11 protein-coding genes are annotated in these 14,558 nt (G+C 46.2%); 10 read left to right on the top strand and 1 reads right to left on the bottom strand.

Annotated elements, in window-relative coordinates; all coding sequences use genetic code 11:
- Window positions 1-115 precede the first annotated feature (115 nt).
- The 3 genes from NYG90_RS07210 (at window position 116) to NYG90_RS07200 (ending at window position 3,882) form a co-directional block, all read left to right on the top strand.
- Window positions 116-1,714, top strand: a complete 1,599-nt coding sequence (locus NYG90_RS07210) for an LpoB-related protein (RefSeq protein WP_285257286.1) — start codon at window positions 116-118, stop codon at window positions 1,712-1,714.
- Window positions 1,715-2,343: 629 nt separating this feature from the next.
- Entirely contained in the window at window positions 2,344-2,970 is a 627-nt protein-coding gene (gene serB, locus NYG90_RS07205) for a phosphoserine phosphatase SerB (protein WP_285257287.1), read from the top strand.
- A 9-nt stretch (window positions 2,971-2,979) separates the two neighbouring features.
- Window positions 2,980-3,882: a radical SAM/SPASM domain-containing protein gene (locus NYG90_RS07200; protein WP_285257288.1), complete on the top strand. Its 903-nt coding sequence runs from the start codon at window positions 2,980-2,982 to the stop codon at window positions 3,880-3,882.
- On the opposite strand, the gene NYG90_RS07195 is transcribed toward NYG90_RS07200, so the two are convergent.
- The gene (locus NYG90_RS07195; protein ID WP_285257289.1) at window positions 3,827-4,561 is read right to left on the bottom strand and encodes a M48 family metallopeptidase; all 735 of its coding nucleotides are present in this window, start codon (window positions 4,559-4,561) and stop codon (window positions 3,827-3,829) included. The genes NYG90_RS07200 and NYG90_RS07195 overlap by 56 nt on opposite strands.
- Before the next feature lie 71 nt (window positions 4,562-4,632).
- Here NYG90_RS07195 and rplI point away from each other — a divergent pair, with 71 nt between their 5' ends.
- The 7 genes from rplI (at window position 4,633) to NYG90_RS07160 (ending at window position 14,536) form a co-directional block, all read left to right on the top strand.
- Window positions 4,633-5,076, top strand: coding sequence for a 50S ribosomal protein L9 (gene rplI, locus NYG90_RS07190; protein ID WP_115011744.1), 444 nt, complete (start codon window positions 4,633-4,635; stop codon window positions 5,074-5,076).
- A gap of 10 nt (window positions 5,077-5,086) precedes the next feature.
- Window positions 5,087-7,450, top strand: a complete 2,364-nt coding sequence (locus tag NYG90_RS07185) for a hypothetical protein (protein ID WP_285264891.1) — start codon at window positions 5,087-5,089, stop codon at window positions 7,448-7,450.
- Window positions 7,451-7,571: 121 nt separating this feature from the next.
- On the top strand, window positions 7,572-8,912 hold the full coding sequence (locus NYG90_RS10605) for a glycosyltransferase family 2 protein (RefSeq protein WP_434062734.1): 1,341 nt from the start codon (window positions 7,572-7,574) through the stop codon (window positions 8,910-8,912).
- Entirely contained in the window at window positions 8,899-11,508 is a 2,610-nt protein-coding gene (locus NYG90_RS07175) for a glycosyltransferase (protein ID WP_285264890.1), read from the top strand. Before NYG90_RS10605 ends, NYG90_RS07175 begins: the two co-directional genes overlap by 14 nt.
- Before the next feature lie 111 nt (window positions 11,509-11,619).
- The gene (locus NYG90_RS07170; protein ID WP_285264889.1) at window positions 11,620-13,866 is read left to right on the top strand and encodes a glycosyltransferase; all 2,247 of its coding nucleotides are present in this window, start codon (window positions 11,620-11,622) and stop codon (window positions 13,864-13,866) included.
- 27 nt (window positions 13,867-13,893) lie between these two features.
- Window positions 13,894-14,112, top strand: a complete 219-nt coding sequence (locus NYG90_RS07165) for a hypothetical protein (RefSeq protein WP_285264888.1) — start codon at window positions 13,894-13,896, stop codon at window positions 14,110-14,112.
- The gene (locus NYG90_RS07160) at window positions 14,039-14,536 is read left to right on the top strand and encodes a hypothetical protein (protein WP_285264887.1); all 498 of its coding nucleotides are present in this window, start codon (window positions 14,039-14,041) and stop codon (window positions 14,534-14,536) included. Before NYG90_RS07165 ends, NYG90_RS07160 begins: the two co-directional genes overlap by 74 nt.
- The last annotated feature ends 22 nt before the right edge of the window (window positions 14,537-14,558 follow it).

Raw genomic sequence — 14,558 nt, 5'->3', positions numbered from 1 at the left:
TGACGATAAAAAAGTGGATTCTAGGGTTAATAAAAATTCTAAAAAAGCTAGCAAAGGATTCTAGGATTTGCGATGAGAAAGCAGGATAGAGGCTACATAAACGCAAGGGGCTAAGATGAAAAAGTGGATTCTAGGGATTGGGCTAGGGCTTTGTGCGTGTGTGGTGTGTGGCTTGGCAGGGGTGAAAAACGCGAGCTATGTGGAGGATTCTAGCGAGTATGTCTCCTTTGGGATTGATATACACGATATTGATAAAGTGATAGAGAGCAATGCCGCCTCACTCCTTGACTCGCAGTATGCCCACACACTTCAGGGTAAAAGACTACTTGCAATCGCAGATATTACCAATGAGACAAGCGAGGCAATCGATATAGAGCTTATGGCTAGGAAGCTTGCTAGGGCGTTGAGAAAAAGCGGTAAATTTACGCTCACAAATGCCATCGCTGGCAGTGGCGCGAAAGCTGATAGATTTATCAAAGACTCTAGGAAGCTCACAAAAGACCCGACCTACAACCAATACACCACCCACGAGCAAGACACGCTCCAAGCCCCCGATCTCTCCTTAAGTGGCAAAATCACCCAAAGGAGCAAAAAGATAGGCGAGGTTGTGCGCTTTGATTATGTGTTTTTGCTGACTTTGAGCGATATAAAAACAGGCAGGGTGGTATGGGATCACGAGGAGATTATCTCTAAAGTGGCAGATCCTAGTGCCTTGAGCGAGATAGAGCAGCAAAATAAGGCAAAGCAGAGAGAAAAGGAGCTGCAAAATCAAGCAAGACAGAGAGAAAAAGAGCGGCAAACTAAGGCAAGGCAGAGAGAACAGGAGCTACAAGCCCTAAGGAGCAAATGCCAAGGCGGTGATGGCGAGATGTGTGTGGCACTTGCTGAAAAAGGGGATATAGAGTGGCTTAAGTCTGCTTGTGAAAAGCAGGTGGGCTATGCTTGCTGGGCTGCAGGAGAGTATTATGAGAAAAAAAATGATGTCAAGCAATCAATGCTATGGTATCAAAAAGGCTGTGATGTGGGCGATATGCCTTCTTGTCTAGTGTCTGGGTTTTTGTATAAGAAAGCAAAAAACCACTCACAAGCTTTTAGATTTTATGCTAAGGCTTGTGATGGGGGTGTAATGGAGGCTTGCTATAATTTAGGGGTTCTTTATCAAAAAGGGTTAGGTGTCAAGCAAGATGGCGCAAAAGCCCTTGAGTTTTATACTAAAGCTTGTGATGGTGGGGTAGGGAAAGGGACTGGCTGTTTAAGATTAGGTGAGTTTTATTATTTTGGTAGGCTTGGGGTATCAAAGGATTTTGTCAAAGCAAGAAACTACTATACAAAAGGCTGTGAGCTTGATAATGCTTCGGCTTGTTTTAATCTTGCCATTATGTATGAAGAAGGGGAAGGTGGAGTAGAAAATAGTGAAAGAGCCTTTGATTTGTATGGCAAGGCTTGTGATTTAGATTATGGAGAGGGTTGTAGTGGTTTTGGATTTATTATGTTTTACAAGAAACAACAATATGCTGAAGCAAGAAAATTTTTAGAAAAGGGTTGTAGGCTTGATAGTGGATTGGCGTGTTTTGGGCTTGCTTTGTCGTATGAAACAGGAAGTGGGGCAAGGCAGGATTTTGCAAAAGCAAAAGAGCTTGCGGGCAAGGCTTGTGATTTGGGTGCTCAAAAGGGCTGTGAAATGTATAAAAAATTAAAATATTATGGGTATTAGAATCCACTTTTCTTTTGTGGATTACTAAAGAAGCTGCAGCTACGCCTTGCTTATGGATTGCCACGCTGCTACTATCGCAGCAGCTCGCAATGACAGGAAAATGGTTGATTAAGATCACAATGACAGGGATATTTCGCCTGTGGCTCAATACGACAGAAAAAATAGCATTTGTAAAAAAGTGGATTCTAGGGATTAAGCAAGAATGGTAAAAAGCTAGAATCCACTTTTTGCGGTTTTGCAGTGGGATTATTAAAAGTGGATTCTAGGTTGTGGTTGTTTGTGTGTTTTTTGTTTATGGATTGCTTCGGTCGTTACACTCCCTCGCAATGACAGAAAAATGGGCGTTTTCAAAAAGGCTGTTTTGCTTCACAAAGTCTGTTTTACTTCAACACGATTCTAAGGATTGCGGTGGGGCTTTTGGAGTTTTTTACACATTTTCTAAAGAAACTTCGCTTCGCTTGTTTTCTAAAGAAACCTGCTTCGGCTTCGCCTTGCACCGCTTCGCTTGTTTTCTAAAGAAACTTTGTAAAATCAATCGCATTGCCCACCCAAGACTGAATCGAGGGAGAGAATCACCATAAGCCTAGATGCGATATAATGTAGCCCAACCCCACCCCAAAGGCACAGCAATGATAAAACTCGCGGTATTTGACTTTGACTCCACCTTAATGGATGGCGAAACGATCGATTTTCTAGCACAAGAATGCGGCGCACTCCAGCAAGTGAGCGCGATCACGCACAAGGCGATGAGCGGCGAGCTAGACTTTTTTGAAGCTCTGCAAAAGCGCGTGGCTCTTTTAGAGGGCTTGCCGCTTCACAAAGCTAAAGAGATCTGCCACAATCTCCCCCTTATGCAAGGCGCGAAAGAGTGCATAGCAGAGCTTAAGGCTATAGGAGCAAAGATCGTGTGCTTTAGCGGTGGATTTAGCTTAGCTACGCGCTATTTTGCCAAAGAGCTAGGACTCCACGCGGATTTTAGCAATATCTTGCACGCAAGAGGTGATGTGCTTAGTGGTAAAGTCGGTGGAGATATGATGTTTAGCGACTCTAAGGGCGATATGCTAGCACGCCTGCAATCCCTGCTTGCTATCAGCAAGCAAGAGACCCTAGCCATAGGCGATGGCGCGAATGACTGCGCTATGCTGGATCGTGCGGGCTATGCTATCGCCTTTTGCGCCAAGCCCATACTTAAACAACACGCCAATATCATCATAGACCACAAAGACTTGCGCGAGATCCTCCCGCATATCCACTAAGCACACTTGATGAAAAAGATCTATATCGAGCTTAGCGATATTTGCCACCTTGCTTGCTCCTTTTGCCCAGCACCAAAGGGCGTGCGCGGCATAATGCCCCTAGAAGCTTTCGCACACGCGCTAGATTCTGCGCTTATGCTTACCAAACGCATAGCTCTGCATATTTTGGGCGATCCTTGCGCCCTGCCAAATCTAGCCGACTATCTCGCCCTAGCCCATAGCAAAGGCGCGGAGATCGAGCTAGTTACAAGCGGAGCGTTTTGCCATAAACACCGCCCCCAAACACTCCTAAGCCCCCCTATCTATCAGCTCTCTATCTCCCTAGAAGCGGGCATAGACAATGCTATTGCCAATTATGCTACAAAGCTCGCCCCCCTGCTAGCCTATCATTTACAGCACCCTAGCTGTTTTCTAAATCTTAGAATCCAAGATACAAACCTCTATCAACGCCCACAAATCCTCTGCGATCTGCTCCGCCAAATCCTACCAGAATCCACTTTTACCCCCACGCACAATGCCCACCACCACACCCACCACCACACCCACCACCAAAAATTTTGCCACGCCCTATCGCGCAATGCTATACACACCCTTTTTGATGAAAAAGGACGCATACGCCTATGGAGCAAGGCATTTCTCATCATAAAGTCGCATTTCACTTGGGCAGGCTTTGCCACAATGCCCCAAAAGCACAAATCCTGCCACGCGCTAAAAGAGCAAATAGGGATTCTAAGCGATGGCACGATTGTGCCTTGCTGTATGGACACGCAAGGCGCGATCAATCTCGGCAATATCGCAACTACAAGCTTACAAGAAGCCCTGCACTCCCCTAGGGCAGTGGCGATGAAAAATGGCTTTAAAACTCAAAGAGCAATTGAGAGCCTATGTCAGCATTGCGGCTTTGTGGGCTAGCTTGTGGAGCTTGCGTGGGGCTTGCTTGCTCTAATTTATCAAGCAGCGCGATCAATAGCCCATAGCGACTTTTAAGCGATTGGCGTAAGGACTTCCACTGCGGACAATGCGCCCCCACAAGCCCCCAAAACTGCGCGGAATGGTTTTTATGCACGATATGGGCTAGCTCGTGAATGATGACATAATCTATCTCTTCTTTTGGCACAAAGGCTAGCAAAATCGACAAGCTTAGGCGATCGTGCGTGCAGCTCCCAAAGCGCGTCCTAGATGTGCGCACTGCAAGCTTGCTAAAGCACACTCCCATACTCCCTGCAAATATATTTGCCCTTTGTAGCGCATACTCGTGCAAGCGCGATCGTAGCTCCTTAAGTGAGAGTGCGCTCACCCACTGCCCAAAGAGCAGCACCTCATCGCTATGGCTTTGCAAAACCTCCCAAGTATTTTCTCTAGTTTGCATAAAGCGATCGCACACCCTGCTAATCCACGCCCTATGCGTGTGCAAAAACTCCATAATCGTCTCATCTGTGGCATTTGGCGGACAAGTAAGCTTGATGATAGGCTGGCTAGATCCTCTGCTTGGGCGGACATTTATGCGCATATATTTGCTAGGCTTTTGGCTCACTATAATCCCCAAGCCTTCAAACACAAGCGATTTTTGCACAACTTTTACAGACTTCATTTACTACTCGTTATTGTGTAATCATTTTCTAAGTGCTACAATTTCGCGAAATTATACCCAAAGGAAGCGTTATGAAAGTGTTGCTACTAGAAGATATTAAAGGTCTTGGCAAAAAGGGTGAAATCCGCGAGGTCAAAGATGGCTATGGGCAAAATTTTTTGATCGCTAAAAATAAAGCAAAGCACGCCACTAATGAAGTCATCAACAAATACAGATCCCAGCAAAAGCACCAAGCCGAGCTAGAAGCCCTAGAGCTAGAAAAACGCAAGCAGCTTGCCAAAAGCCTAGAATCTATCACGCTAGTGTTAGAGAAAAAGGGCAATAATGGCACGCTCTTTGGCTCTATCACCAAAGAGGAAATCGCCACCACCTTGCAGGAGAAGCACAATCTCCACATCGACAAAAAAGAGGTCGATATACCAACACCCATTAAACACACAGGGGCATTTGCAGTCATTATCCACCTAGGCTTTGGTATCAATGCAAATTTAGCCATAGAAGTTAAAGAACTATAAGAAGCGTTCAATGAAAGTACTTCTTGCTACTTGCTTGTCTCTAGCAAGCTTGTATGCTGATACAATCACTAGCTATGCTATGCCGCCACTTATCACGCTTGCACCAAATGCCAATAAGCAGGATTCTACCCTAGCGCAAAAAGCCAATGGCGAGCAGACATTCTTCCACGCAAGAGCCTTTAGCATACAGGGCGCGAGCAACGCCACCTACACCCTAAGCGCGAATGACAAAACCACGCATTTCCAAAGTGCTGGCATTAGCCTAAAACAAGCCAAAGTCGCGCTAATGGGCTACCATACACTTGCCTTTGCTGAAGGCTCTGTGCTAGAAGTGGATTCTAGCTCCAAGCTCTTTGTGATCCTAAGTGATAAATCCATAATCAACCCCCAAGCAAGCGAATATGGCGGAGAATCCAAAGTGCGCTTTGGCGAGCATAGCAAGCTGCTTTTAGCCCCAAACGCCCAAGCTAGCTTCTCGCAGCTGCGGCTCTTTATCCACGATGGCGAAGTGCGTATAGAAAATGGCGCGAGTCTTAGCATTGAGGCGGATAAGGCGATTAGATTTCAGCATAAACTAGAAAATAATGGCGGCACACTCACTCTAAAAGGCAGTGTCTATAATGTCGGCAACACACGCGGACTCACGCCAAATGACTACACCACCACAGCGCAATTTGTAAGCCGCGAAGGCACAATCACGCTACAAGGAGATTTCTACAATGGTGGGCAGACCAATAACGGCGTAGATAGCACAGGCGGGGGCAGTGGGCTAAACTCCTTTGACCCAGCCTTTGGCGGTGGGGGCGAGCTTATCCTCTATGGCGGGAGTATGACAATTAGCGGGCAGCTCATCTCCCAGAAGGGCGGCGATCTTACCATTGATGGTGATTTGCGTAATCCTAAGGATTCTAGCATTGGGCTTTATGGCTCTGTGCTGCAAGCACAAGGCGTGCAGAATAAAAACGGCAGCACGATAATTTTTGGCGCGTATAATGGCACGCTTGGTCAAATCAAAGGCAATGTTACTAATACAGGAGCAATCCTAGTAGATTCTAAAGGCTTATCACTAGGCAAGCATACATTCATACAAGGCACACTTACCAATCAAGGCTCCTTATCTCTCACACAAGCCACACACGACTTCCTTACAATCACACTAGTGGATTCTAACACCGCCATTACCATTACACACAATGACACTGCCTTGCAAGATTTCTACACTAGCTTAGGAGATGATAGCCAGATCCTACACGCACTAGAGCAAGTGTTTGACCAAAACCACAAAGGCAGTATCTATACCTATGGCGGGCGCAGTGAGCTCTCTCAACTCATCAATGATACCAAGGACACACTAGCGACAGATCAAGCCACGCCGCTAGCCGCACTAGAATCCTTGCAGACCACCCACCTTGTAGGAGCCCCCTTGCCCCCACAAGTCCTAGCCAAGCTTAATACCTCGCAAGAAAAAGTGCGCCTTGCCTACAATACCCTAGCCTACTCTAGAAATAGACAAAATATGCCAAGATCCTATGCCCCTTATCAAAACGCCCTGCTTGCCACACCTAGCTATGCCTACGCACCACAAAGGCGCGTAGCACTTGATATGCGCGCACTTGGTGGCGGAGTGTTTGGCAAGTATGGAGCAGGTGGGCTAGCGGGGCTAGAAGCTGGGGCTAGCACACAAATCTATGGGCATAATCTCCGCCTAAGCGGAAGCTTCCTCTACAACACCCTAGGACAAAATCTCACAAACACAAGCACAAAATCCAGCACCTATGCCTTTGGACTCTCACTCAGTGATACGATCGCGTGGGGAGGCTTGGAGCTAGATTTAGGGCTACTAGGCTCTTTGGGTAGCTTTGAGACGCAAAGCTCTATCACTATGGCGGGGCTAGATTCTCACACAAGCTTCTTGGCTCATCGCATTATGGGCGAAGTGGCACTTGGGTATAGGGTTTTTATGGGATCAGTCTTTGTAAAGCCCTATGCAAGCGTGCGGCAATATCTCTTCACACAGCATAGCCCACGCACCACATCTGGGGCGATCACTCCGCAAGGCTACACGGATTATATGATCAATATCGGCTTTGGGGCGCAAGGTGGCGTGGCGTTTTCTGCCTTTAGGGGGGTGGGGATACTCACCGCTAGGGCTGATTATGAGCCACATCTCTACAATAGCAAGCAAGAATCCACCATATCGCTAAATGGCTCAAGCGTGGCTATCACACTACCCTATAATGACCGCTTCACCCTAGGGATCAATGCCCAATACCAGCTCACGCGCAGCACTATGGGACTAGAGCTATTCTACACGCGTGCTTTTGGCGGTATGCACACCCTAGGTGGAAGTGCTATGCTATCTTATCGCTTCTAGATTCTACTATGCTGCCTAGCTGCACGCATACTCTCCCCTAGATTCTACAGACTTTAAGCAACTTCTCGCTAGAATCCGCACCGCACAATCCCCCATAATCAAACAAGATCAAAGGCAGCAAGTGGTGCATACTCCTAGATTCTCTATCATTATCCCTACTTATAATGTAGAAGCCTACATTGCGCGCTGCCTTGAGTCTTGTATCAATCAAACTTTTAGCGATATTGAGATTTTAGTCGTTGATGATTGCGGGAGTGATAGCTCTATAACAATCGCGCAACGCTACGCCACAAAAGACCCTAGAATCCGCATAATCCACAATGCCAAAAATCTCGGCACTTTTGCTACGCGTATCGCTGGGATTGCAGAAGCAAGGGGGGAGTATATCTTGCTCGTTGATGCTGATGATTATTTGCATTTGCACGCGTGCCAGACACTGCACCACGCCACAGCGCATAATGCCTCTATCTTGCACTTCAAAGCCCACTACACAGCCACCGCCAAAGCCCCGCTGCTAGCAAAGCTTACGCATTACGCTCGCTACGCCCTGCCTACGCGTTTTTGCAAGACTCCCCTGCACAATGAGCAAATCGCCTATAATTTTTTCCTAGATTCTAGGCAGTTTCCTAAATTTACCCTATGGGATAAATGCTACAAGGCTTCTTTGCTGCGCCACGCTTGTGCGCATTTCATAGACTCTAGCTTCACGCCCATCGTGGCAGATGATATGCTCTTTTTCCTAGTTGTTGCCAGCCTTGCGACAAGCTATATAGGCATTGACAAACGCCTATATTTCTACTGCTTAAACACACACTCGAGTATGCAAGCCCCAAGCAAAAAAGCACGCAGGATAGAGAGCTTTAGCTATGTGGCTAATGCCCTGCATAGCCTAAAGCTAGATTCTAGACTTTTGCCCCAAATCGTGCGCATTATGAGCAAAGATCTCGCCGCACTCATTATCCTAGAGTCGCGCGTTTTAGATCCTAGGGCTTCTACCCCCAGCAGTGTGCAAAGTGTAAAAATAGCGCGTAGGGGGGGGGGCAGAGCTAGAGTCTATACTAGCTCCACTCACACCGCTTGTGGATTCTGGGCTTATCCCAGCACCAAAGATCCCGGCATATACACGCAAAATCCGCTCACAATATCTGCTCTCTTGCGCCTTGTCATTGCAGTATTGGAATCGCTTCCTTACTTATATTCGTATGTTTGCTTATATTATTTCTATGGGGTATGTCAAAATCTAGAATCCCCATTTGCTAAAAAGGATTCAGCTTGCGGGCTAGAATCGGGGCTTTGCAAGCCGCACAAGGAAAATAAGACTAGAGGTCTATTGACACAGCGCGGCGCAGAAATCAAAGGTTTATCGCGCAAAACCAGCGAAGCGGTGCAAGGCGAAGCCGAAGCAGGTTTCTTTAGTCAAAAGCCAACGCCTCTAAGAAAGGTAGCCTATGCCGCTGCCTAAAGTCCTCCAACTCGGCAAATTCTACCCCCCAGACATTGGCGGGATTGAAAGTGTAATGCAAGATATTTGCGATGGGATAAATGCTAGAGGGCTAGTGTGTGATGTGCTATGCTCTAGCTCTTCTTACAACTTTAGCTATGAGATTTTAGACTCTAGGGCTAGAATCTACCGCACTAAAAGCTTTGGCAAGCTTGCCTCCACTTCTATCACACCACAGATGATTTTCACACTGCAAAAGCTTATAAAAGCCTATGACATTATCCACTTGCACCTGCCAGACCCTATGGCAAATCTAGCACTTTTCCTAAGCGACATACAAGGCAAGCTCATCATCTTGCACTGGCATAGCGACATCATCAAGCAAAAGCACTTACTAAAGCTCTATGCCCCACTGCAAAGCTGGCTACTACAAAGGGCGCATAGCATTATCGCCACAAGCCCCAAATACGCCCTAGAATCCGCCTTTTTACAGCCCTACCGCGATAAATGTGTAAGTATCCCCATAGGTATAGATGATATAGCCCCTAGCCTAGAATCCACCCTACCACAACGCCCAGCACAGAGCAAAAAGGGGGAGAAAAGAATTATTTTTGCCCTTGGGAGACTCGTTGCTTATAAAGGATTTGAATATGCTATTGAAGCGATGACTTTGCTCCCACAATATTGCCTGCATATTGGTGGCACAGGGGCATTGCAGCAAAAATTACAGCAGAAAATCAACGCATTGGGATTGCAAGATAGGGTTAAACTTCTAGGCACTCTCTCGCACCAAGAGCGTGCGCAGCAATTTCGCAACGCCCATATTTTTATCCTACCATCAATTACAAAAAATGAAGCGTTTGGAATTGTGCAAGTTGAAGCGATGAGTCAGGGACTGCCCGTTGTATCTTGCAGTATTGATGGCTCTGGTGTGGATTATGTCAATGCCCATAATATCAGCGGCATTGTAGTCCCGCCTAAAAGTCCAGCCGCCATAGCCCAAGCCATTAGAGAGATAGAGCGCGACTATGAGCGATTTTCGCGCAATGCAAGGGCTAGATTTTTGCAGCTTTTTACTAGCGAGAAAATGCTAGATTCTATCTATGAGCTTTATTGCAGCCTTTATGCAAGTAGGGAAAATCTCTTAGGGGGGGGGGCAGAGCTAGGTTATAAAATCTATATTTTTATAGATTCTAGCCTAGAATCCATTTTTGCTAAAAAGGATTCAGCTTCGGGTAATCATTCGCCTGATTGTTTGCATTTTAGGGTAGTCATTACCGATAAGGTAACTCCTACCCTAAAATGCAAACAAAACAAGCAAAGCAATACCGCAAAGCGAAGCTTCTTTAGAAAACAAGCGACAGCGGTGCAAGGCGGGGGCACGCAAGCAGGTTTCTTTAGAAATCTTAGAATCTTTGAAGAAGACAAACAAGCTGGGTGTGAAAACACTTCAACTCCGTCATCGCGAGTCGTGTGCCAGCACGGCGTGGCGATCCACAGCCTAGAATCCACTTTTGAAAAAGTGGATTCTAGGAATGCCCTTTTTGCTAGCGCAAAATCTATGGATTGCCACGCCACTGCTAGCGCAGTGTCTCGCAATGACAATGAAAAAGTGGATTCTAGGAGTTTTACCCAAAACGCTAAAAATCTAAGCAAATCACACGCGGAAGCAAGGTTAGATTCTAGTAAAAGTCCCTGCGATTCTAAGATTTTGGAGCTAGAATCGGGGCTTTTCGAGCCGCGCGCGGAGATAAGACTTGGTGGTCTATCGCACAAGCGCGGCGATGAAATCCACGATTCTAGCCCAAAAGCTGAATCGCTTTTAAAGCTGCCTAAAATCTCCCTCATCACCACCACCTTCAACTCCGCTACCACCATTTCTAGCACACTAGAATCTATCCTAGCACAAAGCTATACCGACTTTGAGCATATCATCATCGATAATCAAAGCAGCGATGCAACGCTATCAATCATAGAATCCTACCGCCCACAATATCGTGCAAAAGGTGTGAGTCTGCAAGTCTTTAGCCAAAGGGATTTGGGGATTTATGATGGTATGAATAAGGGCTTAGAAAAAGCACGCGGAGAGATTGTAGGCTTTTTGAATGCTGATGACTTTTTTGCCTCAAAGCTTGTGCTAGAGTTTATCGCGTGGGGGTTTGATAAGCCAGATTCTATTGATATTGTCTATGCTAATATCCTTTACATAAGCCACTCTATGCAGCCTTTGCGCACACTTAATGGCAAAAATCTCAAAAAGCTAGATTTCGCACTAGGCTTCCACCCACCTCACCCAAGCTTCTATGCCAAAAAGGCTCTTTATACGCGCTATGGGGGCTTTGATCTCTCCTATGCAATCGCGGCGGATTATGAGATTATGCTGCGATTTTTGCAAAAGTATCAAGCAAAGTCCCTATACATCGATGAATGCTTTGTCAAAATGCGCGTGGGCGGGACCTCCAATGCAAATCTTAGCAATATTATGCGTGCCAATCTTGAATGCATTCGCGCGTGGCGGGACAATGGCTTAAGCAGCTTTCCTATCTTCATCGTGCTAAAGCCACTGCGCAAGATATTGCATAGGCTTGTAATGCTCTTAGGGGGGGGGCAGAGCTAGAGTCTAAGCCGCTTTATCTCACATATCATATTGCTTTTGCTCCATCTTATCGCTTCGCTTCTTTTGCTTTAGACAATTCTTTTGCCCTACAAGCAAAGCTAGGTGGATACAATGCCGCCTAAAATCCCACGCAAATACCTTAAACCCCCTAAATTTCAGCTCCCTAGATTTAAGCTCTTAGGCGCGAGTGATTGTAACAATCCTAGTGCGATACCTAAAGAGCAGATTCTAGCGTGGGAAAAGCAGGGGATTATAGAATATCTAGGAGAGACAAAAGATGTCCGCCCCTTTGTAGAATCTAGCTCTTGCATGGTGCTGCCAAGCTCATATAAAGAGGGTGTGCCTAGGGTTTTGCTAGAAGCTATGAGTATGGGCAAAGCAATCATTGCCACAAATATCGCAGGGTGCAAGGAGTGTGTCGCCCCACCTTTTACACCCTATGAAAATCTCCTTATCGGGCAAAATGGCATACTTATCCCGCCTAAAGACACGCACGCTCTAAGCCTTGCGATGACTCTCCTTGCCTCAAACACACTGCCAAACACAGCCCCAAACACTTTAACACAAATGGGAGCAAATGCTAGGGCTTTTGTCAAAGGGCGTTTCTGTATATCAAGGGTTATTGCACACTATACAAGGGCAGTTACTTCAATCCTAGAATCTAGTTTTACTAAGAGAGATTCAGCTTTACTAAAGAAACATCGGCTAACGCCAAACGCTTCGCTTGTTTTGGGTAATCATTCCGCAGATTTTGGGGATTGCCACACTTGGCAAAGCAAAGCTTACAATGAGAGCAAAAAAGTGGATTCTAGGAATGCTCTTTTTGCTAACGCAAAATCTATGGATTGCCACGCAAACGCTAGCGCGCTTGCTCGCAATGACAATAAAAACGCCGTTTTTCAAAAAGTGGATTCTAGGGAAAACGCCCAAAGTTTAAACGAGTCGCAAGCGACAAAAAAAGTGGATTCTAGCGAAAACGCCACAAATATGAGCAAGTCGCAGGCGGTAGGATTTGCCGATGATTTTGTGGGTTGTCAAGCGGTGGGCGAAGGGATTTACCTAAGCGGTAATGAGCAAGCCCACCGCGCAGACTCCCGCAAAAGCGCGGCAAAGCCAACGCCAAAGTTAGTTTTCATTAGTAATACCTGCTTTGGTATGTATAACTTCCGCCTCCAAGTCCTAAAATCCTTGCAAAAAAGCGGCTTTGCTATCCATATCATCGCTCCCTTTGATGCAAGCACAAGCTCCCTAAACCAAGAGGGCTTTACCACGCATAATATCCGCCTAGATTCTCGCTCACTCAATCCGTTGAAAGACTTCCGCACCACATATACACTCTACAAGCTCTTAAGACGCATACGCCCAGCTCTTGTGTTTAACTACACCATAAAACCAGCTATTTACTCTTCAAGCGTGTGTAATGCCTTAAAAATCCCAAATATTGCTATCATTACAGGGCTTGGCTATGTATTCATCAACGATAAGGGTGAAAAAAGTAGCCTTAAAAAGCGTATTTTACGCTTCATTGTGTGTCAAATGTATCGCTTTGCTCTTAAAGCCACGCAAGAAGTGTGGTTTTTAAACAATGATGACAAGCAAGAGTTTTTATCCCACAAGCTTATCGCACAAGATCAGGCATTTTTGCTTGATAGTGAGGGGGTGGATACGGAGTATTTCTTTCCTAAGGTTTGCAAGGATTCTGCACTACAAACACAAGAGACACAAGGGGAAATTGTCTTTTTGCTCGTGGCTAGAATGCTTTGGGATAAGGGCGTGGGCGAGTTTGTAGAAGCGGCAAAAATGGTGCAAGAATCTATGCAAAAGGCTAATAAGATAGAATCTAATGGGGGGGGGGGCATAAACAATGCCGTGTCGCTAAAAATCCGCTTTAAGCTCTTAGGCTCAAGCGATTGCAACAATCCTAGTGCGATAAGCAAAGAGCAGATTCTAGCGTGGGAAAGGCAGGGGATCATAGAGTATCTAGGCGAGACAAAAGATGTCCGCCCATTTGTAGAATCCGCCTCCTGTGTGGTGCTGCCAAGCTATAGAGAGGGGGTGAGTGTATCTCTGCTAGAGGCAATGAGTATGGGTAAAGCAATCATCACAAGCAAGGCAAGTGGCTGCAAGCATTTAGTAAGAGAGTTTGACAATGGCTACTCTAATGGCTTTTTATGTGAAGTGCAAGATGTAAAGTCTCTAGCAGGGGCGTTTCAGGCATTTATCGCGCTAGATTCTGTGGCAAAAGAGCTTATGGGGCAAAATGCAAGGGAGTTTGTGTGTGCAAACTATGATATGAAGCGCATCATTGCCACCTATCACAACGCCTGCCAAAACGCCCCCAACAAATCTATGCTATAATGCCCTATCCCACAAAAGGCAAATATCTTGCATATATCAACCAAAGAGCATATTATCTCTGTCGCGCTTTTGCACCATAATCTCTCTCTATCATCGTTGCAGGCATTGTATGAGGCATTGCGGGCGCGGTTTGCGTATTTTGAGATCGTGCTGCTAAATCCTACGCTAGAGAGTGAAAACAACCCCCCCATTAGAATCCACTTTGCCATCACAAGCGACACGCTCTCCGTCATCGCGAGCCGATGAAGCCCTTTTCCTGTCATCGCGAGCGAGCGTGGCGATCCATACACAAAATAAGGATTCTAGTCGTGGAGCAATGGATTGCCACGCCACTGCTAGCGCAGTGTCTCGCAATGACAATAAAAAAGTGGATTCTAGGGAAGCTCAAATTTTAAACAACTCCGCGCAGGATTCTAAGATTTTTGCCAAAAATGCTAAAAATCTAAACGACTCGCACGCGGAAGCAAAAATGGATTCTAGCACCGAAGCAAATTTAAATGAGCCAGCGCAGGATTCTAAGATTGTGGAGCTAGAATCGTGGCTTTTCAAGCCGCACAAGGAAAATAAGACTAGAGGTCTATTGACGCAGTGCGGCGATGAAATCCGCGATTCTAGCCCACAAGCTGAATCCCTAATATTACCCCCCCCCCCCCCGTTACTAACAGCATAACCCACACCATCCCAAATTGCCG

It is taken from the genome of Helicobacter zhangjianzhongii (assembly GCF_030249855.1).
Lineage (GTDB): Bacteria > Campylobacterota > Campylobacteria > Campylobacterales > Helicobacteraceae > Helicobacter_B > Helicobacter_B zhangjianzhongii.
This window is presented reverse-complemented; position numbering and strand designations above follow the sequence as displayed.

Excerpts from the sequence above, each read along its gene's own strand:
- NYG90_RS07170 (WP_285264889.1), top strand. The coding sequence starts at position 11,620 with ATGCCGCCTAAAATCCCACGCAAATACCTTAAACCCCCTAAATTTCAG.
- NYG90_RS07200 (WP_285257288.1), top strand. The coding sequence starts at position 2,980 with ATGAAAAAGATCTATATCGAGCTTAGCGATATTTGCCACCTTGCTTGC.
- NYG90_RS07175 (WP_285264890.1), top strand. The coding sequence starts at position 8,899 with ATGCCGCTGCCTAAAGTCCTCCAACTCGGCAAATTCTACCCCCCAGAC.
- NYG90_RS07195 (WP_285257289.1), bottom strand. The coding sequence starts at position 4,561 with ATGAAGTCTGTAAAAGTTGTGCAAAAATCGCTTGTGTTTGAAGGCTTG.
- rplI (WP_115011744.1), top strand. The coding sequence starts at position 4,633 with ATGAAAGTGTTGCTACTAGAAGATATTAAAGGTCTTGGCAAAAAGGGT.
- NYG90_RS07185 (WP_285264891.1), top strand. The coding sequence starts at position 5,087 with ATGAAAGTACTTCTTGCTACTTGCTTGTCTCTAGCAAGCTTGTATGCT.
- NYG90_RS07210 (WP_285257286.1), top strand. The coding sequence starts at position 116 with ATGAAAAAGTGGATTCTAGGGATTGGGCTAGGGCTTTGTGCGTGTGTG.
- serB (WP_285257287.1), top strand. The coding sequence starts at position 2,344 with ATGATAAAACTCGCGGTATTTGACTTTGACTCCACCTTAATGGATGGC.